The 25,399-nt window shown below is 70.8% G+C and carries 19 protein-coding genes; 13 read left to right on the plus strand and 6 right to left on the minus strand.

The window, feature by feature from the left end; genetic code table 11:
- Window positions 1–56: 56 nt before the first annotated feature.
- Window positions 57–2,411, minus strand: coding sequence for a malto-oligosyltrehalose synthase (treY, locus tag ACWD5F_RS10545; protein ID WP_451253006.1), 2,355 nt, complete (start codon window positions 2,409–2,411; stop codon window positions 57–59).
- Between the two features lie 114 nt (window positions 2,412–2,525).
- A complete protein-coding gene (glgX, locus tag ACWD5F_RS10550) occupies window positions 2,526–4,634 on the minus strand; it encodes a glycogen debranching protein GlgX (protein WP_451253008.1) in 2,109 nt (702 codons plus the stop codon).
- A 183-nt stretch (window positions 4,635–4,817) separates the two neighbouring features.
- Between glgX and ACWD5F_RS10555 the strand changes: the two genes are divergently transcribed.
- The 4 genes from ACWD5F_RS10555 (at window position 4,818) to ACWD5F_RS10570 (ending at window position 9,196) form a co-directional block, all read left to right on the plus strand.
- Entirely contained in the window at window positions 4,818–5,633 is an 816-nt protein-coding gene (locus tag ACWD5F_RS10555; protein WP_450356653.1) for a Tat pathway signal sequence domain protein, read from the plus strand.
- A gap of 66 nt (window positions 5,634–5,699) precedes the next feature.
- A complete protein-coding gene (locus ACWD5F_RS10560) occupies window positions 5,700–7,019 on the plus strand; it encodes a copper amine oxidase (protein ID WP_451253010.1) in 1,320 nt (439 codons plus the stop codon).
- Window positions 7,020–7,122: 103 nt separating this feature from the next.
- On the plus strand, window positions 7,123–8,361 hold the full coding sequence (locus ACWD5F_RS10565; RefSeq protein ID WP_401717293.1) for an SAV2148 family HEPN domain-containing protein: 1,239 nt from the start codon (window positions 7,123–7,125) through the stop codon (window positions 8,359–8,361).
- 112 nt (window positions 8,362–8,473) lie between these two features.
- Window positions 8,474–9,196: an exonuclease domain-containing protein gene (locus ACWD5F_RS10570; RefSeq protein ID WP_451253012.1), complete on the plus strand. Its 723-nt coding sequence runs from the start codon at window positions 8,474–8,476 to the stop codon at window positions 9,194–9,196.
- Between the two features lie 42 nt (window positions 9,197–9,238).
- Here the strand turns inward: ACWD5F_RS10570 and ACWD5F_RS10575 are convergent, their stop codons facing one another.
- Window positions 9,239–10,147: a phosphotransferase enzyme family protein gene (locus ACWD5F_RS10575; RefSeq protein WP_451253014.1), complete on the minus strand. Its 909-nt coding sequence runs from the start codon at window positions 10,145–10,147 to the stop codon at window positions 9,239–9,241.
- 186 nt (window positions 10,148–10,333) lie between these two features.
- On the opposite strand from ACWD5F_RS10575, the gene ACWD5F_RS10580 reads away from it, so the two are divergent.
- From ACWD5F_RS10580 to mgt, 5 genes are all read left to right on the plus strand, one after another.
- Complete coding sequence (locus tag ACWD5F_RS10580; RefSeq protein ID WP_123996918.1) at window positions 10,334–11,242, plus strand: carbohydrate ABC transporter permease; 909 nt, start codon at window positions 10,334–10,336, stop codon at window positions 11,240–11,242.
- Complete coding sequence (locus ACWD5F_RS10585; RefSeq protein ID WP_451253017.1) at window positions 11,239–12,072, plus strand: carbohydrate ABC transporter permease; 834 nt, start codon at window positions 11,239–11,241, stop codon at window positions 12,070–12,072. The genes ACWD5F_RS10580 and ACWD5F_RS10585 overlap by 4 nt, the downstream gene beginning before the upstream one ends.
- Complete coding sequence (locus tag ACWD5F_RS10590) at window positions 12,072–13,376, plus strand: ABC transporter substrate-binding protein (protein ID WP_451253019.1); 1,305 nt, start codon at window positions 12,072–12,074, stop codon at window positions 13,374–13,376. Before ACWD5F_RS10585 ends, ACWD5F_RS10590 begins: the two co-directional genes overlap by 1 nt.
- Before the next feature lie 306 nt (window positions 13,377–13,682).
- The gene (erm, locus tag ACWD5F_RS10595; RefSeq protein WP_451253021.1) at window positions 13,683–14,462 is read left to right on the plus strand and encodes an ErmE/ErmH/ErmO/ErmR family 23S rRNA (adenine(2058)-N(6))-methyltransferase; all 780 of its coding nucleotides are present in this window, start codon (window positions 13,683–13,685) and stop codon (window positions 14,460–14,462) included.
- Window positions 14,463–14,549: 87 nt separating this feature from the next.
- On the plus strand, window positions 14,550–15,788 hold the full coding sequence (gene mgt / locus ACWD5F_RS10600) for a macrolide-inactivating glycosyltransferase (protein ID WP_451253023.1): 1,239 nt from the start codon (window positions 14,550–14,552) through the stop codon (window positions 15,786–15,788).
- A 21-nt stretch (window positions 15,789–15,809) separates the two neighbouring features.
- On the opposite strand, the gene ACWD5F_RS10605 is transcribed toward mgt, so the two are convergent.
- Together ACWD5F_RS10605 and ACWD5F_RS10610 are read right to left on the minus strand one after the other, a co-directional pair.
- Window positions 15,810–16,670: a DUF1963 domain-containing protein gene (locus tag ACWD5F_RS10605; protein WP_451253025.1), complete on the minus strand. Its 861-nt coding sequence runs from the start codon at window positions 16,668–16,670 to the stop codon at window positions 15,810–15,812.
- A 108-nt stretch (window positions 16,671–16,778) separates the two neighbouring features.
- The gene (locus tag ACWD5F_RS10610; RefSeq protein WP_451253027.1) at window positions 16,779–19,040 is read right to left on the minus strand and encodes an MMPL family transporter; all 2,262 of its coding nucleotides are present in this window, start codon (window positions 19,038–19,040) and stop codon (window positions 16,779–16,781) included.
- Window positions 19,041–19,463: 423 nt separating this feature from the next.
- On the opposite strand from ACWD5F_RS10610, the gene ACWD5F_RS10615 reads away from it, so the two are divergent.
- The 4 genes from ACWD5F_RS10615 to ACWD5F_RS10630 all read left to right on the plus strand — a co-directional run bounded on the left by ACWD5F_RS10615 (window position 19,464) and on the right by ACWD5F_RS10630 (window position 24,525).
- Entirely contained in the window at window positions 19,464–20,018 is a 555-nt protein-coding gene (locus ACWD5F_RS10615) for a DUF1697 domain-containing protein (RefSeq protein ID WP_451253029.1), read from the plus strand.
- 56 nt (window positions 20,019–20,074) lie between these two features.
- Window positions 20,075–21,097 (plus strand): ketopantoate reductase family protein, encoded by a 1,023-nt coding sequence (locus ACWD5F_RS10620; protein ID WP_451253031.1) that lies wholly within the window; start codon window positions 20,075–20,077, stop codon window positions 21,095–21,097.
- A gap of 67 nt (window positions 21,098–21,164) precedes the next feature.
- Window positions 21,165–21,794 (plus strand): mycothiol-dependent nitroreductase Rv2466c family protein, encoded by a 630-nt coding sequence (locus ACWD5F_RS10625; RefSeq protein WP_451253033.1) that lies wholly within the window; start codon window positions 21,165–21,167, stop codon window positions 21,792–21,794.
- A gap of 124 nt (window positions 21,795–21,918) precedes the next feature.
- Window positions 21,919–24,525 carry a right-handed parallel beta-helix repeat-containing protein gene (locus tag ACWD5F_RS10630; RefSeq protein WP_451253034.1) on the plus strand — a complete coding sequence of 869 codons (2,607 nt, stop codon included), beginning with the start codon at window positions 21,919–21,921 and terminating at the stop codon, window positions 24,523–24,525.
- Between the two features lie 131 nt (window positions 24,526–24,656).
- Here ACWD5F_RS10630 and ACWD5F_RS10635 read toward each other — a convergent pair whose 3' ends face one another.
- Entirely contained in the window at window positions 24,657–25,394 is a 738-nt protein-coding gene (locus tag ACWD5F_RS10635) for a sirohydrochlorin chelatase (RefSeq protein ID WP_451253036.1), read from the minus strand.
- Between the last annotated feature and the right edge of the window lie 5 nt (window positions 25,395–25,399).

Here is a 25,399-nt window from a genome sequence, read left to right on the forward strand (position 1 = left end):
GAGAACGAGGCCGGGTGCCGGACCGCCCGTACCCCTCCTCAGGTGTCCCGCACCCGCTAGGCGTCCCCCACCCGCTCCAGCAGCGCCACCGGCAGCCGCTCGAAAAGCTCCTCCACGCGTGCGTGCCCCGTGAACTCCCGTTCCGGAGCCAGTACGTCGGCCCAGCGGCCCGGCGGCAGCGCGAGATCGGTGTCGCGCCAGCCGCCCGCCTCCGCGAGGCGCAGCGACAGGCGGGTCACGGCCGTGACGGTCTCACCGGAGCGCGCGAACGCCACGCAGTGGGCCGCCGCCGGGCCCTCGGCCGCCAGCGGCGTGTAGGTCGCCGTGTCGCCGAAGACGCCCGGCCTGCGGGCGCGCAGCCGCAGCGCCGCCGCCGTCACCGCGTCCTTCTCGCCGGGGTCCGCCGCCGGGAACGGCACCGGACGCCGGTTGTCCGGGTCCACCAGGGCGCGGTACTCGCTCTCCGTGCCCTGATAGAGGTCCGGCACCCCCGGCATCGTCAGCTGGACCAGGGCCGTGCCCAGCACGTTCGCCCGGATGTGCGGCGCCAGCGCGCGGCGCAGGGCGACGACCTGCTCGCCGGGCGGCCCGCAGGGACCCGCCGCGACGAACGCCGCCACGGCCTCCTCGTACGCGGGCTCCTGCTCGGTCCAGCTCGTGTACAGGCCCGCCTCGCGTACGTGCTTCAGCAGGGCCTGTCCGACGCGGTCCGCGTCCGTCTCGCCGAGCCCGAACACCGTCTGCCAGGCCGCCCACGCGAGCTGCGGATCCGGCACGCCCTCGCCCGCCGCGGTCACGTCGGCCAGGACGTCCGCCCATCGCTGCGGGCTCTCGGTGAGCACGGCCAGCGCGGCCCGCACGTCGGAGCTGCGCTTGGCGTCGTGCGTCGACAGGGCGGTCCCGGTCAGCGGCCAGTCGCGCTGCACGCGCGCGCAGTACGCGTGGAAGTCCGCCACGGACACCGCCGGGCTGCCCGGGTCGCCGCCCACCTCGGTCGCCGACAGCAGCGGTACGTAGCGGTAGAACGCCGTGTCCTCGACGGACTTGGCGCGCAGCGCCGACGAGGTCTGCGCGAACCGGACCTGGAACTCGGTGAGCGCGGGCCCCTCACCGGCCCGCCCCAGCACCAGGTCGTGCACCACGCCGACCGCGCCCGCCTCCTCCGGCACCACGAAGGCGAGCCGGGCCTCGGCGGCGGCCTCCTCGGTGACGACCGCCCCCGCGTCACCGGAGGCGTAGGGCCGGTAGACCTCCATGCGGACCAGCAGCTCCTGGAGCGCCGTGCGCAGCGCCCAGGGCGCCCGGTCGCGCAGCGCGGGATCAGGCGAGGTCGCGCACAGCCGGGCGGTCACCCGGGTCAGCCGGTCGACCTCGGCGGCCAGCTCGTGCGTGAGCACCCGGTAGGCGGCCCGCCGCACGGTCGCCGCCCAGTCGCCGCCCCGGTCCGTCTGCGGGGCCGCGAACCGGCGGTACTGGCCGAGGAGTTCACCGAACCCGGCCGGGTCGGTGAAGACGCCGTCGACGTGCCGCAGGGCGTCGTAGCCGGTGGTGCCCGCGACCGGCCAGGAGGCGGGCAGGGACTCCCCGTCCGCCAGGATCTTCTCCACCACCGTCCAGCGCCCGCCGGTCGCCTCGTGCAGCCGGCTCAGATACGCGTCCGGGTCGGCGAGCCCGTCGGGATGGTCGACACGCAGCCCGTCGATCACGCCCTCACGCAGCAGCTGGAGGGTCTTGGCGTGCGTGGCCTCGAACACCTCCGGGTCCTCGACCCGCACGCCGATCAGCTCCGAGATGCTGAAGAAACGCCGGTAGTTGAGCTCGGTGCGGGCCAGCCGCCACCACACGGGGCGATACCACTGCGCGTCGACGAGCTGCGGCAGCGGCAGCTCCTCGGTCCCCTCGCGCAGCGGGAACTCCTGGTCGTAGTAGCGCAGTACGCCGTCCTCGACCCGCAGGTCCGCCAGGGCCTCCCCGAGCGGCTGCCCGAGCACCGGCAGCAGCACCTGGCCGCCCTGCGCCTCCCAGTCGATGTCGAACCAGCGCGCGTACGGCGACTTGGGACCCTCCCGCAGCACCTCCCACAGGGCGCGGTTGTGGCGCGGAACGGCCGCCATGTGGTTCGGCACGATGTCCACCACCAGCCCGACACCGTGCTCCCGCGCGGTGCGCGCCAGCGCGCGCAGCCCGTCCTCGCCGCCCAGTTCCTCGCGTACGCGCGCGTGGTCCACGATGTCGTAGCCGTGTGCCGAACCCGGCACGGCCTCGAGGACCGGCGACAGATGCAGGTGCGAGACGCCGAGCGAGGCCAGGTACGGCACGGCCGCCGCCGCGGCCGCGAACGGGAACTCGGGCTGCAGCTGGAGTCGGTAGGTCGCCGTGGGCACCACGGGGTCGGGTCGCTCAGGTGTCATGCAGACCTACGTACCCGCCCCGCCGCCTTTCGTGTCATCGCAGCCGCCATGCGTGTGCCGCGTGGGCCGGCACACGGGTGCCCGCGTCGGCCGGCCCACGGCCGCGCGCCCGGCCTAGACCGGCCGTTGCAGCACCGTCATGCTCCGGTCCACCAGCGTCAGCCGGTCCCCGGCCTGCACCTTCGGCCCGTCGCTCGGTGGCACCCCGTCCGAGCGGGCGGTGTCGACCACCACCTGCCACTGCCGGCCGTGATTGACCGGGACCACGAACTCCAGCGTCTTCGGCGAGGCGTTGAACATCAGCAGGAACGAGTCGTCGCCGATCCGCTCACCGCGCGAACTGGGTTCGGAGATCGCGTTGCCGTTCAGGAACACCGTCAGCGCCGAGGCCCGGGCCGAGTCCCAGTCCCGCTGGATCATCTCCTCGCCCTCGGGCGTGAACCAGGCGATGTCCGACAGCTCGTCGTGGGTGCCCTCCACGGGCCGGCCGTGGAAGAAGCGGCGCCTGCGGAAGACCGGATGGTCCTTGCGCAGCCACACCATCGCGCGCGTGAAGGCCAGTAGTTCACTGTCCTCGGTGGGCCAGTCCACCCAGGCGACCTCGTTGTCCTGGCAGTACGCGTTGTTGTTGCCGCCCTGCGTGCGCGCGAACTCGTCGCCGTGACTGATCATCGGCACGCCCTGGGAGAGCATCAGCGTGGCGACGAAGTTGCGCATCTGGCGCGCCCGCAGTCCGGCGACCTCGGGATCGTCGGTCTCGCCCTCCGCCCCGCAGTTCCAGGACCGGTTGTGGCTCTCGCCGTCCCGGTTGTCCTCGCCGTTGGCCTGGTTGCGCTTGTCGTTGTAGGAGACCAGGTCGTGCAGGGTGAAACCGTCGTGACAGGTCACGAAGTTGATGGAGGCCAGCGGGCGCCGGCCGTCGTCCTGATAGAGGTCCGAGGAGCCCGTCAGCCGGGACGCGAACTCCGCGAGCGTGCGCTGCTCACCGCGCCACATGTCCCGCACGGTGTCGCGGTACTTGCCGTTCCACTCGGTCCACAGCGGCGGGAAGTTGCCCACCTGGTAGCCGCCCTCGCCCACGTCCCACGGCTCGGCGATCAGCTTCACCTGGGAGACCACCGGGTCCTGCTGCACCAGGTCGAAGAACGACGACAGCCGGTCCACCTCGTGGAACTGCCGGGCCAGGGTGGCCGCGAGGTCGAAGCGGAAGCCGTCCACGTGCATCTCGGTGACCCAGTACCGCAGCGAGTCCATGATCAGCTGGAGCACGTGCGGGGACCGCATGAGCAGGGAGTTCCCGGTGCCGGTCGTGTCCATGTAGTGGCGCTTGTCGTCGGTCAGCCGGTAGTACGACGGGTTGTCCAGGCCGCGGAAGGACAACGTCGGGCCCAGGTGGTTGCCCTCCGCCGTGTGGTTGTAGACCACGTCCAGGATGACCTCGATACCGGCCTCGTGCAGTGCCCGCACCGCCGACTTGAACTCCAGCACCTGCTGGCCGCGGTCGCCCCAGGAGGCGTACGCGTTGTGCGGGGCGAAGAAGCCGATCGTGTTGTAGCCCCAGTAGTTGTTGAGGCCCATGTCCACCAGGCGGTGGTCGTTGACGAACTGGTGGACCGGCATCAGCTCCAGGGCCGTGACCCCGAGCTCGGTGAGGTGCTCGATGATCGCCGGGTGCGCGAGCGCCGCGTAGGTGCCGCGCAGCTCCTCCGGCAGCCCCGGGTGGCGCATGGTCAGGCCCTTCACATGGGCCTCGTAGAGCACCGTCTCGTGGTAGCCGCGGCGTGGGCGCCGGTCGTCGCCCCAGTCGAAGTAGGGGTTGACCACGACCGATGTCATCGTGTGCGGCGCCGAGTCCAGGTCGTTGCGCTCATCGGGTGCGCCGAAGTGGTAGCCGTACACCTCCTCGCCCCAGCCGATCGAGCCGCTGACGGCCTTCGCGTACGGGTCGAGCAGCAGCTTCGCCGAGTTGCAGCGCAGGCCGCGCTCGGGGGCGTACGGGCCGTGCGCCCGGAAACCGTAGCGCTGGCCGGGCATGATGCCGGGCACGTACGCGTGGCGCACGAAAGCGTCGCTCTCGCGCAGTTCCACCGCCGTCTCCGAGCCGTCGTCGTGCAGCAGACACAGCTCTACTCGGTCCGCGGCTTCCGTGAAGACCGCGAAATTGGTGCCGGCGCCGTCGTACGTGGCACCGAGCGGATACGCCTCGCCAGGCCAGACCTGCATGGTCACGACTCTTTCAGGTGGAGCGCGCCGTGGGAGGCGCCTTGGTCATGAGTCTCCCCGAAAGTGATGGAACCACCTATGACTTACGTCCCTCTTACCGATCGACCAGCGGGCATACGCGGTATGCCGAACATGTGGGGCAGACACGTACTCCCTGTGACAAAGGGGGAGTAGGGGGAAGAAGTGCGCAATCTAGTGCACCGCCATCTGGGCAAGGTGGTGGCCGGTGCGGCCATCGCGGTCGCCGGGACCGCCGTGATGATCGGGATCACCCTGCCGGGCACGGCCGGGGCCGACGAATCGGGCGACGGCAAGAGCGGCGGCGGTACCCAGGCCGCTCAACAGGCCGGGCAGGACGGGGCGGTTCAGCCGGGCGTCGTCCAGCAGGCGCCGGCCGAGGGCGACAAGGGCACGGGCGGCGACCCGCTCACCGACGACGAGACGAAGCGGGCCGAGCAGATCGCCGCCAACCGGCAGCTGCTCAACTCCACCGAGAACGTGACCGGTCAGCGCGGTCCGCAGCGGCTCACCGTGGACCTCGCCGACCCGGAGAACAACGAGACGGACGACCCGGACGCGCCCCGGCGCGCCGACGTCACGTTCTACGACTACAAGGACGACACCCTCGTCACCAAGACCGTCAACCTCGACACGGGCAAGGTCGAACAGACCGGCACCCAGCACGGTGTCCAGCCTCCGCTGAGCCGTGCCGAGAACGTCGAGGCGGGCAGGCTGCTGATCGCCGACCCGCTCGGCGCGGGCCTGAAGGCCGACTACAAGGACGCCACCGGCAACGAACTCACCTCCCCGGACCAGCTGTTGTTCAACGGCGCGGTGTACCGGGCCACTCCGGGCGCCCAGCCCGCCGCGCTCGACCAGTGCGGCGAACACCGGTGCGTGCGGCTGTTCCCGAAGGTGAAGAACGGGCCCTGGATCGACGCCCGTGAGCTCGTGATCGACCTGAGCGCCCGCAAGGTCGCCCGCCTCGACCGTGGCTGAGTCTCCGCCCGCGGAACACCATCCACTTGTCCAACTGACACCTCCTGCAAGGGGAGTTACCTCGTCATGCGCGTGAACAGACTCAGCCGCGCCCGCAGCCGTACGGCCGTCGGCCTCTCGGTGGCCGCGCTGGCGGCCGGCGCGACCACCGGCGCCGGACCGGCCGTCGCCCAGCCGAAGGCGGCCCCCGCGGCGGCCGCCGACTGCAGCGCCGCCTACAAGATCGAGCAGAAGCTCGCCAGCGGCACCACGTGGCGGATGTGCTACCGCTACGACAGCAAGGCCGGCCTCGTCCTGGACAACGTCTCGTACCAGCCCAAGGGCGAGACCAAGCCGATCAAGGTCCTCAACAGCGCCCGCCTGGCCCAGATCGACGTCCCCTACGACGACGGCAGTGTCGAGTACGACGACCTGACCGGCTTCGGCTTCGCCCAGGGTCTGGTGAACCTGGCGCCCGGCGAGTGCCCCGGCGGCACCATCAAGACCGTCAAGGTCCCCGACGCCTGGGACCCGGCGCACCCCGACGTCAAGGGCCTGTGCACCACCACGCGTTCGCGCGGCCACGCCTACCGCATGCAGGGCAACAGCGCCAACCAGGTCTACCAGGCCCAGGGCAAGGACCTGCTCGTCTACACGGTCAACCAGGTCGGCTGGTACGAGTACATGACCGAGTGGCGCTTCCAGGACGACGGCACCATCAACATGAACGTCGGCGCCACCGGCAGCCTCTCCTACGAGGACTACGACGCCGGCGACGGCCGCGGCTGGCCCATCGGCAAGGGCGCCAAGGCCTTCGCCACCAGCCACAGCCACAACGTCTTCTGGCGGCTCGACTTCGGCCTGGACGGCTCCTCCAAGGGCAAGGTCGAGCAGTACGACTCGGCCGTCACCGCGCCCGCGCCCGGCCGCCAGGCCCCGAGCACCAAGACCACCCGCACCAGCGTCACCAAGGAACTGGCGGGCGACGCCAAGACCTATCGCTGGTGGCGCATGGTCAGCGCGACCGGCAAGAACAAGGACAACCACGCGCGCTCGTACGAGATAGTGCCCGGTACGACCACCAGGTACCCGGGGCGCAGCTTCACCAAGCACGACCTGTACTTCACCCAGTACAACAAGTGCGAGCAGTACGCCAGCAACAACCCGGGCAACTGCCCTGCTCCGGCGGGCAAGTCGGTGGACAAGTGGGTCAACGGGCAGACCCTCACGCACCCGATCGTCTGGATGAACGTGGGCTTCCACCACATCGCCCGGGACGAGGACCAGCAGCCCATGCCGATCCACTGGCAGGGCTTCTCGATCTCCCCGCGCGACGTCACGGCTATGAATCCGCTCACTCCCGACGCCCTCGCGTCACAGAACGGCCACTGGCGACCGAGTAGTTGAGAAACGACCCTGTCCAAGCGGCTGCACCGCCGACCGCTCCCGGAGTACCCTTCCTTGATCGTTGACACGGAGAGTGCTCGGGGGAGCGGAAGGCGGTGCGCGGGTGGGCTCGGGAGGGCTGGAGCTGCCCCCTGGTGACGAGGGTCACGAGGGGAACTCCACAGACGTCCCGCCCGGCACGGTGTCCCTGGCCAGGCCCATGGAGACGAGTTCCATCGGGCCGGAGCTGGACTGGGACGCCGACGCCTGGCGCGAGGTGCGTACGCGCGCCCAGCGAGCCGGCCGGGCCTACATCTGGCTGAACCTCGTCGAACAGCGGCTGCGAGCTGTCGTGGCCGCTGTTCTGCGTCCCATCTACGAACCCGTCCACGCCGACGACTGGGTGGTCGCCGCCGCCGGACCGGCCGGTCAGGAGTGGGTGCAGCGGGCCGTCGCCGTCCGCGAAGTCAGCCGCCGCAAGGGCTACTTGCTCGACCCGGCCGACGACAACGTCCTCAGTTTCCTCACCCTGCCCCAGCTGCGCGAGCTGATGGTGCAGCACTGGCCGTGCTTCGAGCCCTACATAGACGACCGCCGGGACGTCGAACTCGCCCTGGACGAGCTGGAGGTGACCCGCAACGTCGTCTCCCGCAACCGGGCCCTGTCCGAGGCCGTCCTCAACCAGGCCGAGCGGGCCTCGGCGAAGCTCCTCGACGTCCTCGGCGCCGGCGGGGACGTGCCGTCCGCGCGCCGGCTGCCCGTGGACGCGGTCGAGGACCTGGTCGGCGACCGGTACGCGGACGTGGTCGCCGTACACACCGACCGGGTACGGCTGTTGCGCCAGTTCCCCGCCGAGGACATCTTCGGCGGCGCCCGCCGGCTGGACGCCGTCGGCATCGGCCTCAACCTGCTCGTGCAGAACTTCTCCGGGCGCCGGCTGGTGCGCCTGGCCGAGGCCGGCTGCCGGGTGCGGCTGCTGTTCCTCAACCCGGCCTCCAGCTCGGTCAAGCGGCGCGAGCGCGAACTGGGCATGAAGCGCGGCGAGTTGAGCCGCGCGGTCGAGATGAACATCCTGCACATGCGCCGGGTCCGCTCCCGGCTGCGCGACCCGGGCGCCTTCGAGATCCAGGTCTACGACGAGACCCCGCGCTTCACGGCCTACCTCGTGGACGGCGACGGCGCCGACGGCATAGGGGTCGTCCAGTCCTATCTGCGGCGCTCCAGAGGCATGGAGGGCCCGGTGTTCGTCCTGCGCAACGGGAACCGGGTGGTCAAGTCCGGCGATGTGGACGACACCGGTCTCTTCCCGACCTACCGCGAGGAGTTCGAGACGTCCTGGGCGGATTCGCGGCCCGTGTCCTGAAGTGTCGTGCACACCTCCCGCCGGTAAGCGGAAGGCGGTCCTCTGATTGTCAGTGGCACATGGGATCGTGGAGACCACTGGGGGAAAGCACCACCAAGAAGGGGGGCCGCCGATGGGCTGGCACCAGGAGCTGCTGGTCGGCTTCGACCTGGAGACGACCGGGACGGATCCGCGTCAGGCGCGCATCGTCACGGGTGCCGTGATCGAAGTAAGGGCGGGCGAACAGGCCGGCCACCGGGAGTGGCTGGCCGACCCGGGCGTGGAGATCCCGGCGGACGCGGTCGCCGTGCACGGGATCAGCAACGAACGGGCTGCGGGCGAGGGCCGCCCCGCCGACCAGGTGGCGGACGCCATCGCGGACGTCCTCGCGGGGTACTGGAAGACGGGCGTCCCGGTCGTCGCGTACAACGCGGCCTTCGACCTGAGCCTGCTCTCCGCCGAACTGCGCAGGTACGCCCTGCCGTCCCTGCGCGACCGGCTGGGCGGCATCGACCCGGCCCCGGTCATCGACCCGTACACCATCGACCGCTGGGTCGACCGCTACCGCCGCGGCAAGCGCAACCTGGAGGCGGTCTGCACGGAGTACGGCGTCCCGCTCGACTCCGCCCACGACGCCTCGGCCGACGCGCTGGCCGCGGCCCGGCTGGCCGGTGCCATAGCCGACCGCCACCCCAAGATCGCGGCCCTCGGCCCGGCGGAGCTGCACCGCCGTCAGATCGAGTGGTACGCCGAGTGGGCGGCGGACTTCCAGAGCTTCCTGCGCCGCAAGGGCGACGAGACGGCGGTGGTGGACGGCGTCTGGCCACTGCGCGAGCCGGCCGACGAGACCGTCTGAACAGCCTTGTGTCACAAGGGGTCGGGCCGTGCGCCAAAGGGCTCAGAACGGATACCAGCGCACCGACTCGTCCCCGTCCCGCAGTGACGCCACCCGGCGTTCGAACTCGGCCAGCGCCTTGGGGTTGCTCGGCGCGTGCTGGGCGACCCAGGCGCAGCTGGCCGTCTCGCGGGCACCGCGCAGCACCGAGCAGCCGTCCCACTCGCGCACGTCCCAGCCGTACGCCTCGGTGAAGGAGTCGTAGGCCTCGGCCGACAGGCCGTAGCGGTCGCGGGAGAGGGCCATGACCACCAGGTCGTGCTCGCGCAGGTCGGCGGAGAAGGTCTCCAGGTCGACCAGGACAGGACCGTCCGGGCCGACATGCACATTGCGGGGCAGCGCGTCGCCGTGGATCGGGCCGGGCGGCAACTGCGGAGTGAGCGCGGCCGCCGCCGACGCGAACCCGTCCCGGCGTTCGCGCAGATACGCCGCGTCCGCCGGGTCGATCGCGTCGCCCGCCAGGCGCAGCCAGCGCTCCACTCCGCCCAGCAGCTCGCGGGGCGGGAGTTCGAGGGTGCCGCCGGAGGAAGAAGGGGCGAGGGAGGAGGGGGCGGAGGGGGCGGGGGAGGGGAGGGCGTGGACCAGGCGTAGCAGTTCGGCCAAATCGCGGGGCTCGGCGGGGCGTACGGGATCGGGCATGCGGTGCCACACGGTCACCGGATGCCCCTCGATCAGCAGCGGCTTCGGCCGCGCCGCGCGCACCGCGGGGACGCCCGACTCGGCGAGCCACAGCGCGATGTCCAGTTCGCGGCGTGCCCGGTCCAGGAGTTCGGCGTCGCGGCCCACCTTGACGACCAGGTCACCGGCGGCGAACACCGCGTTCTCGCCCAGGGCGAGGAGCCGCGCGTCCCGCGCCGGCCCTGGCAGCACGTCCGCCGCGGCCAGTACGTCCCGGGCCCGTGCCTCGTCCATCGTCCGCCTCCGTGCTCGACCTCGCGTTGGCGTCGGGTTCTCGCCATCGGACGTTCAGTCTCGCATCCATACAGGTGAGGCCTGGTGCGCACGCCCTTGACGGGGCGGTTGACCTTCACGACCATGGCCGGGTTTGGCCGCGCCGAACAGCCGAACAGAGGAGAGCCGAACAAAGGGGAAGATTCCGTGGCGTTGGTGTCGAATGCCGGGAGACCGACCGCGCGCCCCGGCGAACGCACCGCATGGTTCCTCGTGTTGCCCGCGCTGCTGCCGATCCTCGTGCTGAGCGTCGGCCCCCTGCTCTACGGCATCCTGCTGGCCTTCACCGACGCCCAGTCGGGCCGCACCCGTTCCACCCAGTGGATCGGCGGTCTCAACTTCCAGGACCTGCTGCACGACACCCTGTTCTGGGAGTCCTTCCGGATCGGGCTGGTGTGGGCGGTCGGGGTGACCGTGCCGCAGTTCCTCCTCGCGCTCGGCCTCGCCCTGCTGCTCAACCAGGACCTGCGGCTGAGATGGCTGGCCCGCGCCCTCGCCATCGTCCCCTGGGCCATGCCCGAGGTCGTCGTCGGCATCATGTGGCGGCTCGTCTACAACCCGGACGCGGGCGTCCTCAACGAGACCCTGCGCGATCTCGGCCTCGGCGACGGCCGGGACTGGCTCAGCGGCCTGGGCACCGCCCTGCCCGCGGTGATCGTCGTCGGCGTCTGGGCGGGCATGCCGCAGACCACGGTCGCACTGCTCGCCGGGCTCCAGAACACCCCGCGCGAACTCCACGAGGCGGCGGCGGTCGACGGTGCCGGCGCCTGGCGCCGCTTCCGCACGGTCACCTGGCCCGCCCTCAGACCGATCGCCCTCGCCATCACCGCGCTCAACCTGATCTGGAACTTCAACTCCTTCGCCCTGGTCTACGTGCTGACCAGCGGCGGACCCGGCGGCCGCACCCGCCTGCCCATGCTGTTCGCCTACGAAGAGGCCTTCCGCTACGGCCAGTTCGGCTACGCGGCGGCCATGGGCTGCGTGATGGTCGCCGCGATCTCGGTGCTGCTCGCCCTCTTCCTGGTGGGCCGGCTCAGGGGAGGCGACGACGCATGAGGACCCGCACCAGCGCCCGAGTCGGCCAGTACACGGCCCTGCTCGCGTATCTCGTCTTCCTCGCCTTCCCCTTCCTCTGGCTCATCTCCACCGCGTTCAAGTCCCCGCGCGAGCTGGGCAGTCTGCACCCCACCTGGATCCCCGACCACCCCACCCTGGACAACTTCCGCCAGGCCTTCGACGAACAGCCCCTGCTGCACGCGGCGTTCAACTCCCTGCTCGCCGCGGCCGGGGCCGCGCTGGTCGCCGTGGTGATCGCGACCCCGCTGGCCTACGTCATGGCCCGGCAGCGCGGTCCGCTCACCCGGGCCGCGACCGGCTGGGTGGTGGTCAGCCAGGCCTTCCCGCTCGTCCTGGTGATCATCCCGCTCTTCCTGGTGCTGAAGAACCTGCGCCTGATCGACTCCCTGATCGGGCTGATCCTCGTCTACGTCGTCTGGGCGCTGCCGTTCTCACTGTGGATGCTGGCCGGCTATGTCCGGGCGGTACCGGCCGAGTTGGAGGAGGCGGCCGCGGTCGACGGGGCCGGGCGGCTGCGGACGCTGGTGTCGGTGGTGGCGCCGCTGCTCATGCCGGGGATCGTGGCGACCGCGCTGTTCGCCTTCGTCACCGCGTGGAACGAGTTCTTCTTCGCACTGGTCCTGCTGAAGACCTCCGACAAACAGACCCTGCCGGTGGTGCTCACCCACTTCATCGGCGCCGAGGGCGTGGCGGACCTCGGCCCGCTCGCCGCGGCGGCCTTCCTCGCGACCCTGCCCTCCCTGGTCGTCTTCGCGGTCATCCAACGGCGTATCACCGGCGGCATGCTCACCGGGGCGGTGAAGAACTGATGCGCGGCAGGACAGTCGGTGCCGTCCCCGCGGTCACGGCCCTCCTGACCGTGCTGGCCCTGCTGCTGGCCGGCTGCACCAGCGGTGGCGGTGACTCGGCCGACGGTCGCGTCACCCTCCGCTTCCAGTCCCTGGCCTGGCAGGAGGAGTCGGTCAAGGCCAACAAGGAACTGGTCGCGGAGTGGAACAGGACCCACCCCGACATCAAGGTCGAGTACGTGCAGGGCAGTTGGGACAGCGTCCACGACCAGCTCCTAACCTCCTTCGAGGGCGGTGAGGCACCCGACATCATCCACGACGCCTCCGACGACCTGGCCGACTTCGCCTACGGCGGCTACCTCGCCGATCTGCGCGAGCTGCTGCCCGAGCGGCTGAAGTCCGACATCCCGCAGCGGAGTTGGGAGACGGCGACCTTCGGGAACGGCGTCTACGGCGTGCCGTTCCTCCAGGAGCCGCGGGTACTGATCGCCGACGCGACCTGGCTGAAGGAGTCGGGCGTACGCATTCCGACGCCCGAACATCCGTGGAGCTGGGCGGAGTTCAGGGACGTCACCCGCCAGCTGAGCGGGGACGGGAAGTACGGGGTCGCCTGGCCGCTGAAGGAGCCCGTCTCCGCCACGCTCAACCTGTCCCTTTCGACCGGCGGACAGCTCTTCCACCGGGGCGCGGACGGCAAGGTGACCGTCCGGTTCGAGCCGAGCGACGAGGTGGTGCCGCGCACGGTGCACGACCAGGTGAACACCGATGACAGCGCGCCGAGTTCGACCCTCGGCAGCGGCGGCTCGGACACCCTGCCCGGCTTCTTCGGCGGCAGGTACGCGATGGTCCCGCTCGGGTTCTCCTACCGCCAGCAGATCGTGCAGCAGGCGCCCAAGGGCTTCAAGTGGCAGGTGCTGCCCGCCCCGGCCGGCGCCGACGGGCTGACCCAGGGCGTCAGCCCGCAGACCCTCTCCATCGCCGAGGACAGCCCGCACAAGAGAGAGGCCATGGAGTTCGTCGACTTCCTGCTGCGGCCCAAGAACATGGTGCGGCTCGCCCTCGGCGACTGGATGCTGCCCACCGGCACCCAGGCACTCAAGGACCCGGCCCTGCACACCGCCGAGAACGGCTGGGCCACGGGCACGGCCCTGGCGCGGTACCTGCGGCCGGCGCCCGCGCAGTCCGTGCGGGGCTATCCGGAATGGAAGGACAAGGTGGCGACCCCCGCCTTCCAGGAGTACTACAGCGGGGCGATCGACCTCGACGAACTGCGCGAACGGCTGGAGAAGGACGGGAACCTGGTGCTCGCCCGCTATCAGCGCTGACACGCCGGGCGGAAAATCCGTTGCCGGGTGGCGGCGGGCGCACCTAGCGTGCCGTTCATGGCAGCGTTCAACGCGATCTTCAACACCGGTCTCGGCCGGGGCACCACGCACTCCGTTCGGATGCGTCGTGGTCCCGGTGCCCTGACCGGTACGGGAAGCCACGCCCGCTGATCGCCACTGAAATCAGCTGACCTTCGCTGATTTCCTCGCGGTGCGGTCCGCGCCCCGTTCTTCGCTTTCGCCTGTCTTCCGGTCAGGGCCTTCGGCTGCCCTTTCCCCTTTTACGGAAGACAAGGACCGCAGGCCATGGCCCGCCCCACCCGGACTTCTCGCGCGCTCTCGCAGAACTTCCTCGCCGACCGCGCCACCGCCGAATACGTCGCCCGCCTCGCCGTCCCCCGCGGACGACAGGTACCCCTGCTGCTCGAAGTGGGAGCAGGGAAAGGCGCGTTGACCGTGCAGCTCGCTCCCCGGTGCCGGGAGCTGCACGCCCACGAGATCGACCCCCGGCTCGTGCCCGAACTCCGCACCCGCTTCGCCGCCACGCCCCAAGTGCGTGTCGTCGCCGGGGACTTCATGGACACCCGGCCCCCACGCACGCCGTTCGCCGTCGCCGGGAACGTGCCCTTCTCCCGTACCGCCGCCATCGTCGACTGGTGCCTGCGGGCACCCACCCTCACCGACGCCACGCTGCTCACCCAGCTCGAATACGCCCGCAAACGCACCGGCGACTACGGCAGTTGGACCCTGCTCACCGTCCGCAGCTGGCCTCGCTACGAGTGGCGGCTGGTCGGTCGCGTCGAGCGGAGGCGGTTCCGGCCGGTGCCGAGCGTCGACGCGGGGATCGTCCGGATCGAGCGGCGCGACACCCCGTTGCTCGAACCGGATGTGTTTGAGGGCTGGCGGCAACTGGTCGAGCTGGGCTTCTCCGGTGTCGGCGGCTCACTGCACGCTTCCCTGCGACGGGCCTGCCCCCGGCGCCGGGTCGATGCCGCGTTCCGGGCGGCGGGGCTGGATCCGCGGGTGTTGGTGGGGGAGGTGTCGCCGGAAAAGTGGCTGCGGCTGCATGAGGTGTTGGCGAGGTAGGGACGGTGGGCGCTGACGGTGCAGGGCGTGCCTGGCGTGCAGGTAATTGATTGGACGAGACGTCTCGTCTCGCCTACCGTCTCTCGTATGACCAGTCGCCCCCGCACCGCCGCTCCCGCCCGCACCACCACCCCCGCCCACATCGCCATGTTCTCCATCGCCGCCCACGGCCACGTCAACCCGAGCCTCGAAGTGATCCGTGAGCTCGTCGCCCGTGGCCATCGGGTCACCTACGCGATCCCGCCGGCGTTCGTGGAGAAGGTCGCCGAGACCGGTGCCGAGCCCAAGGTGTGGAACTCCACGCTGCCGGGGCCCGACGCCGATCCGGCGGACTGGGGCAGCACCCTCCTCGACAACGTCGAGCCGTTCCTGGCCGACGCGATCCAGGCGCTGCCCCAGCTGATCGAGGCGTACGACGGCGATGAACCGGACCTCGTCGTGCACGACATCACCTCGTACCCGGCGCGCGTCCTCGCCCACCGCTGGGGCGTGCCCGCGATCTCGCTCTCACCGAACCTCGTCGCCTGGGAGGGCTACGAGGAGGAGGTCGCCGAGCCGATGTGGGCCGAGCCGAAGAAGACCGAGCGCGGCCAGGCCTACTACGCCCGCTTCCACGCCTGGCTGGAGGAGAACGGGATCACCCAGCACCCCGACCCGTTCGCCGGCCGCCCCGACCGCTCGATCGTCCTGATCCCCAGGGCGTTGCAGCCGAACGCCGACCGGGTCGACGAGTCGGTGTACTCCTTCGTCGGTGCCTGCCAGGGCGCCCGCGCGGCCGAGGGGGAGTGGCGGCGGCCGGCCGGCGCCGAGAAGGTGGTGCTCGTGTCGCTCGGGTCGAGCTTCACCGACCGGCCCGACTTCTACCGGGCCTGCGTCGAGGCGTTCGGCGGGCTGCCGGGCTGGCATCTCGTCCTGCAGATCGGCCGGCACGTGGACCCCGCCGTTCTCGGTGACCTGCCGGCGAACGTCGAAGTCCACTCCTGGGTACCGCAGTTGGCGATCCTCAAGCAGGCCGACCTGTTCGTGACGCACGCCGGTGCGGGCGGCAGCCAGGAGGGGCTGGCCACCGCCACCCCGATGATCGCCGTACCGCAGGCCGTCGACCAGTTCGGCAACGCGGACATGCTCCAGTCCCTCGGTGTGGCCCGCCATCTGCCCACGGCGGAGGCGACGCCCGAAGCCCTGCGCGCGGCAGCCCTGTCCCTGGTCGACGACCCCGAAGTCGCCCGCCGGCTCAAGGAGATCGGTGCCGAGATGTCCCAAGAGGGCGGTACCCAGAGGGCGGTCGACCTGATCGAGGCGGAACTGCCGCCACCGACCGCCTAGTTGCTCAGGCGTCCGGCGCTGTCAGGGATTCCAGAACACCGTGGCGCACGTACGGTCGAAGCGCTGTGCGGCCAGGTCCTCGCGTTGGATCGCCCAGTGCACCGTGGCGCCTTCGATGCCGTCGATGCCGGGGTTCCAGTCGGCGAGCAGGACCCAGTCCGCGACATCGGCGGACACGGTCCCGCCGCCGGGCCACCGGCCCTCCTGCGCCGTATGCACCGCGCACTGCACCACGGTGGTGACCGGGTCGAGGTAGACGGCTTCCTCGGAGGAGTAGCCGCCGAGCTGGAGCGGCCCGTCGCCGGCGATGTCGTCGAGGGTGTCGTCCCACACGCGGACCAGGTCCTCGGAACGGGGGTGGCCGGGGAGCGGTCGGCTGTAGGGGCTCTCCGGGATCTCGACCGCGCAGTGGTACGGCAGGGAGACGTCGGTCGTCGCGCGCAGCTCCTCCTGCGGGAACTTCTCGATCAGCTCCCGGAATTCGTCGACCTCGAAGAGGTCCCCGGAGTCCTTTTCCCGCTCCGTCACGGCCGTGCCCGCGGGCACGTACACCACTTCGCCCATGTTGGCGAGGCTGCCGTCGCCCTCGGGGAAGGCGAACAGCAGCAGGTGGCCGTCGGCCGGCAGGGGCAGGTCCGTCGCGTCGGCGGGCAGGGCCGCGAGGTCGATGGAGGCGACGAAGGGGAAGTAGGGGTCCGGGACGTCGGCGGGCAGCAGCAGGGGCCCGCCGAACCGGCCCACCACCGGCCCGTCCCCGTCCTTCGACAGGGTCGCGCAGGGGCGGGCGGTGTCCAGCCAGCGCTCCACGTCCTCGGCCGGGATGCCCCGGGCGATCGCCGTGTCACGGAAGGGGCCTAATCTGTCCCGCAGTTCAGGAGTCATGCGGGGAACCGTAGTGCTCGGCTCCGACAACGGTACGGCGAGGGCCCGTTGGCTCCCCCGGGATGCCAACGGGCCCTCAGTACAGGGACGTTCAGAATCTGCGGAGGATCAGACCCGCACCCGCTCGCCCTCGTCGTCCCGCGTCACGGGCGGCGCGGCGATCTCCGCGGACTCGTCGTGCGTGAGGTCGGGCAGCCGGTTCATCCACTTCGGGAAGTACCAGTTGCGCTCGCCCAGCAGGGCCATCACCGCGGGGAGCAGCACGCCCCGGATGATCGTCGCGTCGATGAGCACCGCGGCCGCGAGGCCGACACCCATCTGCTTCATGGACTGCATGGACAGGGTCCCGAAGATCGCGAACACGGCGACCATGATGACCGCGGCGCTGGTGACGACACCGGCCGTGGTGACCACACCGTGCTGGATCGCGTCCCGCGTGGTGCGCCCGCGCAGCCGCGCCTCGCGGATCCGCGAGACCACGAACACGTGGTAGTCCATCGACAGGCCGAACAGGATCACGAAGAGGAACAGCGGCAGCCAGGTGATGATCGCGCCGACCCCCTCCGCGCCCACCAGGGACGCGCCCCAGCCGTGCTGGAAGACGGCCACGAGGATGCCGTAAGCGGCGCCCACGGACAGCAGGTTGAGCACGATCGAGGTGATCGCGATCGTCAGCGACCGGAACGACAGCAGCATCAGCGCGAAGGCGAAGACCACCACGAACACGAAGACCGGGACGACGGCGCCGCCGAGCTGGTCGTTGAAGTCCTGTGAACCGGCGACCTGTCCGGTGATCGGCGCCTGGACGCCGTCCACCTTGCCGAGGGTCGCGGGCCGCACGTCGTCGCGCAGTTTCTTCAGACTCGCGCCCGCCTTGTCCAGATCGGAACCGCCGACCAGCGGGACGTACACGTAGGCGATGTTCTGCGCGTTGTGCAGCTTGATCTCTACCGGGCCGCGCGAGGCGCCCGAACTGATCGCCTGCTCACGGAAGTCGGCGAGCGCGGACTTCACCTCGGGTGCGTTGATGTCCTTCGCCTTGACGATCACCTCGGCCGGCTCGGAGCCGCCGGGGAAGGCGTCGTTGACGCGGTTGTACGTCTGCACGATCGGCAGCGAGTCGCCGAACTCCTGGTCCAGCGTGAGGTTCTGGGTCTTCATGCCGAGCGCGGGGGCCGAGATCGCCAGCAGTGCGCCGGCCGCGACCAGCACGGCCACCAGCGGCTTGGCGAGCACCCCGCGCAGGACGGCGGTCCAGAACCGGCTCTCCCCGCCGGTGCGTGCGGCCCGGCGCTCCATCGCCTTGCGCAGGAAGGGGATACGGCCCTTCTCGACCCGCTCGCCCAGCAGCGAGAGCACCGCGGGCAGCACCGTCACGGAGCCGACCATGGCGACCGCCACGACCATCAGCGAGGCCAGGCCCATCGCCTCGAACTCGGCGAGCCCGGTGAAGAGCATGCCCGCCATCGCCACGCAGACCGTGACACCGGAGACGATGATCGCGCGGCCACTGGTGGCGGCGGCGATCTGCAGGGCTGTGCGGGCGTCGTGGCCCGCGGCGCGCTCCTCGCGCTCACGGCGCAGATAGAACAGGCAGTAGTCGACACCGACGGCCAGACCGACCAGCAGCATCACGGAGTTGGCGGTGTCGCTCATCGGCATCACATGGCTGACGACGCCCATCAGGCCCATCGTCGCCATGATCGCGGTGATCGCCAGAGCTACCGGCAGCAGCGCCGCCACGAGCGCGCCGAAGGCGATGAGCAGAATGCCGAGGGCCACCGGCACCGCGGAGAGCTCGGCCTTCTCGAAGTCGTCCCCGAAGGCGTCGTCGAAGGTCTTCTGCATGCTCGCGCCGCCGATCTCCTCGATCCGCAGCGTCTCGTGCTCCTTCTGCACCCCCTCGACGGCCTTCAGCACCGGCTCCACCCGCTCGCCCGCGGTCTCGGAGTCGCCGCGCATGTCGAACTGCACCAGCGCGCTGCGGCCGTCCTTGGAGATGGTGTCCGTGTCGTACGGCGACGTCACGTCCGTGACCTTGCCGGTCCCGTCGACCGCCTTGACGACCGCGTCGACCGCGGCCCGGAACTGGGCGTCGGTGGCCTTGATCCCGCCGCTCTTCGCCTGGACCAGGACGGTCTCACTGGCCGGCTCGTCGATCCCCGCGTCCTCGATGATCTTCGCTGCGGTGTGTGTCTCCCCCTTGAGCTGGTCGCTGTCCTTGACGTCGACCCGCCCCGAGGCCGAACCGAGCCCCATCGCCAGGACGACGAACAGCACCCATATGCCGATCGCCGCCCATCGGTGCCGAGCGCTCCAGCCACCGGCTCGGGCCGCTACGCCCCGCACCCGCGATTCTCCGTTCCCCATGACGGGCTTGCCCCCTCGTCACGGTGACGACCCCTGCCGCCACCTGTCCTTTCGAAGGTATGGGCCGGGTAAACGCATCTCATCGTGCTCGCCGGTGAGGTGTTCCGGCCGGGGTCCTCCCCACGACCCACCGGTAAACCCCCGGGTGTCACCGTCAGGGAGGACGAGGGTCCCCTACATCTATCCGGGACAGGGGGGCTCGGCATCAGGGAAGGACGGACCGCCGGGGTGTCCGGTCCGTCGGGCAGGGTCCCGTTTGTGATTACGAAACCTTATTGAATAAGTCACAGCTGTGTGGAGGTGTTGCCCCCGGCCCGCCCATCGGCGAGAGTTTCGCGCAGCCCGCTCGCGTACCCCACTCCGCGCGGCCCAGGCCGTCGTGCCCACCCCCACTGGGCACGACGGCAGTCTTATGGTGTGCCCATGACGACGACGTACGCGGCGCTGCTGCGCGGGATCAACGTGGGCGGCAAGAAGAAGCTTCCGATGGCCGAGCTGCGTCAGCTCATGGACGGCCTCGGTCACGACGGCGTACGCACCCACCTCCAGAGCGGGCAGGCGGTCTTCACCACCGGCCGCGGCGACGAGGAGGCGTTGGCGGCGGAGCTGACGGAGGCGATCGAGAAGCAGTTCGGCTTCCCGGTGGACGTGATCGTCCGCGACCACGCCTACCTCGCCGCGATCGCCGCGGCCTGTCCCTTCCCGGCCGCGGACCTGGAACCCAAGCAGCTCCACGTCACGTACTTCTCCACCCCCGTCGACGCGGACCGGTTCGCGGAGATCGACCGGGACACCTACCTCCCGGAGGAGTTCCGCCTCGGCGACCGCGCCCTGTACCTCTACGCCCCCGACGGTCTCGGCCGTTCCAAGCTCGCCGAGCATCTCGCCAAGCCCCGCATCAACAAGGGCCTGATCGCCACGACCCGCAACTGGAACACCGTGGCCAAGCTGGTGGAACTCACCTCACCGGCGGCCTGACCGGGATTTCACCGAGCTTTGATGGACCTTACACATTGCTGTGCGAGGCTCGTGCCATGCGCTACATCATCATCGGAGCAGGTGCCGTCGGCGGTGCGATCGGCGGACGCCTGGCGGGGGCCGGACACGAGGTCGTTCTGGTCGCGCGGGGTGCCCACCTCGCCGCGTTGCGGGACGGCGGGCTACGACTGCGGGTGCCGGACGGCGAGTTCACGCACCGCCTGCCGGCCGTCGAGGGCCCGGACGAACTCGGCGAACTGCGCGCCGACGACGTCCTGATCCTCGCCGTCAAGGCGCAGGACACGGTCGCCGCCCTGGCGGCCTGGAGCCCGGCACCGGTCGCCGGCGGCGGCACGGCGGCCGAACGCCTGCCCCTGTTCTGTGCCCAGAACGGCGTCGAGGGCCAGCGCCTCGCCCTCCGCGTCTTCCGGCACGTGTACGGCGTCTGCGTCTGGCTGCCGGCCACCTTCCTCGAACCCGGCTCCGTCTCCGCGGGCGGCGCGCCCCTCACCGGCATCCTCCACCTCGGCCGCCACCCGCACGGCACCGACGAGACCGCCCGCCTGGTCGCCGCCGACCTGGAGAAGTCCCACTTCGAGTCCCCGGTCGTCCCGGACGTCTCCCGCTGGCAGTACGCCAAGTTGCTGGGCAACCTCGGCAACGCGCTGGAGGCGGTCGCCGGCCCGGTCACCGGCGAGGAGGCGCAGGCACTCTACGAGCGGGTCCGCTCCGAGGGCGAGGCAATCCTCGACGCGGCCGGAATCCCGTACGCGAGCCTCGACGAACAGCGAGCCCTGCGCGGCCACAAGGTGGACCTGGTCCCTCTGGAAGGCGCCCCGCGTGGAGGCGGCTCGACCTGGCAGTCCCTCACCCGCGGCACGGGCACGATCGAGGCGGACTACCTCAACGGTGAGATCGCCCTCCTCGGCCGGTTGCACGGCGTCCCGACACCGCTCAACGACCTGCTCCAGCAGCTGGCCAACACCTTCGCGCGCGAGCGCCGTGCGGCGGGATCGATGCCGATCGGGGAACTGGTCCGGCGTGCCGACGAGGCTGTCGCGTCTGTTCAGGAGTCCTGAATGGGTCAGTGAATAACTGATCGATTGGTTCAGGACGTCGGTCCAATCGGCGCCTAATGTCGTCGGCATGACGAACAACGCATCCGCCGCCGCGTCCACCCGCGTCGACTTCTGGTTCGACCCCGCCTGCCCCTTCGCCTGGATCACCTCCCGCTGGCTGCTGGAGGTCGAGCGGGCGCGTCCGCTCGACCTCCGCTTCCACGCCATGAGCCTGTACCTGCACAACGCCGACAACGAACTCCCCGACTGGTACCGGGAGTTGGTCGACAAGTCCATCGGCCCCGTCCGGGTCGCCGTGGCCGCCGCCGAGCGGCACGGGGAGAAGGTCCTGCGCGATCTGTACACCGCGTTCGGCACCCGCATCCACGAGGACAAGGCCGAGGACTTCGACACGGTGATCGCGGACTCCCTCGCCGAACTGGGTCTCCCCGCCGACCTGGCCGCCGCCGCGCACGACACGGCGTACGACGAGGCCGTACGCCGCAGCCACGAGGCCGGCGTCGAGCCCGACTCCGGCGGCTACGTGGGCACACCCACCATCCATGTCGACGGAACGGTGTGGTTCGGCCCCGTACTGCGCGCGATCCCGCGAGGACCCCGGGCGGCCGAACTCTTCGACAGCTTCCGCGTCCTGGCAGGCGACCCCGACTTCTTCGAGCTCAAGCGCACCCGCACGGGATCACTCCGCTTCGACTGATCGGATGAATCACGGTACGGAAGGAGGGGTTCTGGTCATTCTCTGCCCCGTTCATTGACTGGGGCACTCAAATGCTCCTACCTTTCCCGGCGTTGGGTTCAGGCTGATCCCACGGGAGGGGTATATGCCCACGCACCGAAGAGCCGCCCTCGTCACCCTTGTCACCGCTGTGCTGGCCCTCGGGGTCCCGGGTCTCGCGGTCCCGGCCCAGGCCGCGGCCTCCGACCTCTACGTCTCACCGACGGGCGACGACCACGCCGACGGCAGCGCACGACATCCCGTCCGCACCCTGCAACGCGCCCGCGACCTGGTCCGCACCCGGGCCGGCCGGCTGAGGTCCGATCTCACGGTCCACCTCGCCTCCGGCACCTACCGCCAGTCGGGTCCGCTCACCCTCGACGCCCGCGACTCCGGCACGAACGGCCACCGGGTGATCTGGCAGGGTGCCGGGGACACGGAAGTCAGCGGCGGCCGTCAGGTCGTCGGCTGGCGCCAGGTCCCGGGCCGCAAGGGGCTGTGGTCCGCCCCCGCACCCCAAGGGCTCACCGACACACGGCAGTTGTACGTCGACGGAGTGCGCGCCCAGCGAGCCCGTGGCGCCGTACCCGTCCAACTGACGCAGACGGCGGCCGGCTACACCGCCTCCTCGGACACCCTCGCCCACTGGAAGCACCCCGCGGACGCCGAGTTCGTCTACACCAGTGGCGAGGCCCTGTGGAACATCGAGCGCAACGGCCTCGGCCAGTGGACCGAGCCGCGCTGCCGGATCGCCTCGGCCGAGGGCACCACGATCACGATGGTCCAGCCCTGCTGGGAAAACTCCAACAAGCGGGTCGAGTTCCCCGACATCCCCGGGCGCACGGTCGGCATGGTCGGCCCGGGGCATCTGACGAACAGCGGAAAGGCCACGTACGTCGAGAACGCCTACGAACTCCTCGACCAGCCCGGCGAGTGGTACCTCGACCGGAGCGCGCACAAGGTCTACTACCTGCCCCGCGAGGGCGAGAACCTGGCCCGCGCCGACGTCGAGGCCGCCGCGGCCGAGAAACTCGTCGACGGGCGGGGCACGGCCGACGCGCCCGTGCACGACATCGCCTTCCGCGGCATCCGGTTCAGCTACGCGACCTGGCTGACTCCCTCCCGGCCCGAGGGCTTCTCCGAGATCCAGGCCGGCTACACCGTCACCGGTGACCAGGGCTGGGCCACCCAGGGCCTGTGCCAGTACGTCGAGGGCGGCACGTGCCCGTTCGCGTCCTGGACGAAGATGCCCGGCAACGTGTCCTTCGCGTACGGGCAGCGCATCGAGTTCGCCGACGACGTCTTCGCCCACCTCGGCGCCGCCGGACTGGACCTGGGCACGGGGAGCAGGGACTCCTCGGTCCGGGGAAGCATCTTCACCGACATCTCCGGCAACGGCCTGGAGATCGGAGGGGTGGACGGCAGCACACCGGCCTCGGGCGTGCAGGTGACGGACAACCACCTCTACGGCCTGCCCCGCGAGTACCACGGCGGTGTCGCCGTCCTCAACGGCTACACCCAGCACAACACCATCGCCCACAACCAGATCGACCACGTCGGCTACTCGGCGATCTCGATGGGCTGGGGCGGCTGGCCCGACAAGATCGAGGACCCGGCCACCCCCAACGCGAGCCACGACAACACCGTGCGGGACAACCTCGTCCACGACTACATGCAGATGCTCGACGACGGCGGAGGCATCTACACCCAGGGGCTGACCGGGACGTCCATGACGGACGGCGAGAAGGTCACCGGCAACGTCGTCCACGACCAGTGGGGCCTGGGCAAGAACATCTACACCGACAACGGCTGCACCTACGAGACCGTCGAGGGGAACGTCCTCTACAACGCCTCCTACGCCAATGTCGCCTCCCGCCACACGGACTACCGCGACGCCCTCGGCAACAACGACCCGACCCTCGTCAAGGACAACTGGTGGGAGGAGGGCACGGCCGACGGCGACAACAAGGGGCTGGTGACGACCGGCAACAAGACCATGACCGCCCTGTCCGACGTGCCGTCGCGGATCCTCGACAACGCCGGACTCGAACCCGCCTACCGGGGATTGCTCGACCGCCGGATCGGAGCGGCGTCCGTCCCCGAGGCGCCGTCCCGGGTCGGGACCGGCACGGCGGGCACGGACGCGCTGTACGTCACCTTCAACCCGACCTTCGCCGACGGAGGTTCGCCGGTGCGGTCGTACACGGCACGGGTGTACGACGCCTCGGGCACGCAGGTCGCCCGACAGGGCGTGCAGGCAGCCGAGTTCAAGCGGACGGCGCTGCTGCGCATCGGTGAACTGCCGTCGTCCGGCGGCCCGTTCACCGTGACGGTCGCGGCGAGCAACGCGTACGGCAGCAGCGCCCCGTCCCTCGCCTCGCTGCCGCTGACCCCCACGGCGGCGGTCGTCCTGCCCGGCGCACCCACAAGTCCCAAGCTGCGCACGGCGGCCACGGCGGCCACCCTCGCCTGGACCCCGCCCACCTCGACCGGGGACGCGAAGATCACCGGCTACCGGGTGACCGTCTCCGACGGCCGTGACCCGATCGACGTCACCGGCCGGGACGTCCTGGTCACCCAGCCCTCCGCCAAGGGCATGTTCCGGGTGATCGGCGGCCTGGAGCCCGCGACCTCGTACACCGTGACGGTCGCCGCGGTGACAGCGGCCGGCATCGGGCCGACGGCCACGGTCAGGGCGACCACCAGGTCCTGAGGCCGCCAGGTCCGGCAGCCGCCACCTCGTCCCGCCGTGCCCCGAGCACGGCGGGACGGCACGACCCGGCTCGCGCGCACAGGAGAGGCGGGACGGTACGGGCCGGACGGGTACGGACCGGCCCCGCTCGATCAGGCGCCGACGGCCGCCAGTTGTGGCACCCGAGCCGCGTCGTACCGCTCCAGCAGCACCCGGGCCACCTCCGGCGCCGGACCGAGCACATCGGCGAGTACGTCCGCCTCCGCCGCGCCCCGCGCGATGCGGTCCGGCAGGAAGCCGGGGGCGAGAACGTAGGGGGCGACGGCCACCCGCGCGCAGCCCGACGCCCTGAGTTCCCGCACCGCGTCCTTGGTCCGGGGAAGGGCCGCGGAGGCGAACGCCGGTCGCACGGCGCACCAACCGGTGTCCCGCCACTCCCGCGCGATGTCCGCGATCACCGCGATCGCCTCCGGGTCCGTGGACCCGGCCGACGCCAGCACAACCCCCGTCGACGACCTGTCCGCCGGCGTCAACCCAGCCTCGTACAACCGCCGTTCGAGCGCCGACAGCAGCAACGGCGAAGGACCCAGCACCTCCGCCTGCCGGATCCGCAAGCGCGCCGGCGCGGACGCCAGCACCGCCGGGATGTCCGCCTTCGCGTGGAACGCCCGCGTCAGCAGCAGCGGCAGGGCCACGACGTCACGGACACCCTCTGCGTCCAGCGACTCCAACACCCCTTGCACGGAAGGGATGTTGAAGTCCAGGAAGCCGACCTCCACCCGCACCCCCGGCCGCGCCGCCCGTACCCGCCGTACCAGGGCGTGCACGGTCGCCGCATGCCGTGGGTCACGGCTGCCGTGGGCGATGACGAGGAGGACCGGGGAGCGCATGACGT

It is taken from the genome of Streptomyces sp. NPDC002499 (assembly GCF_053595415.1).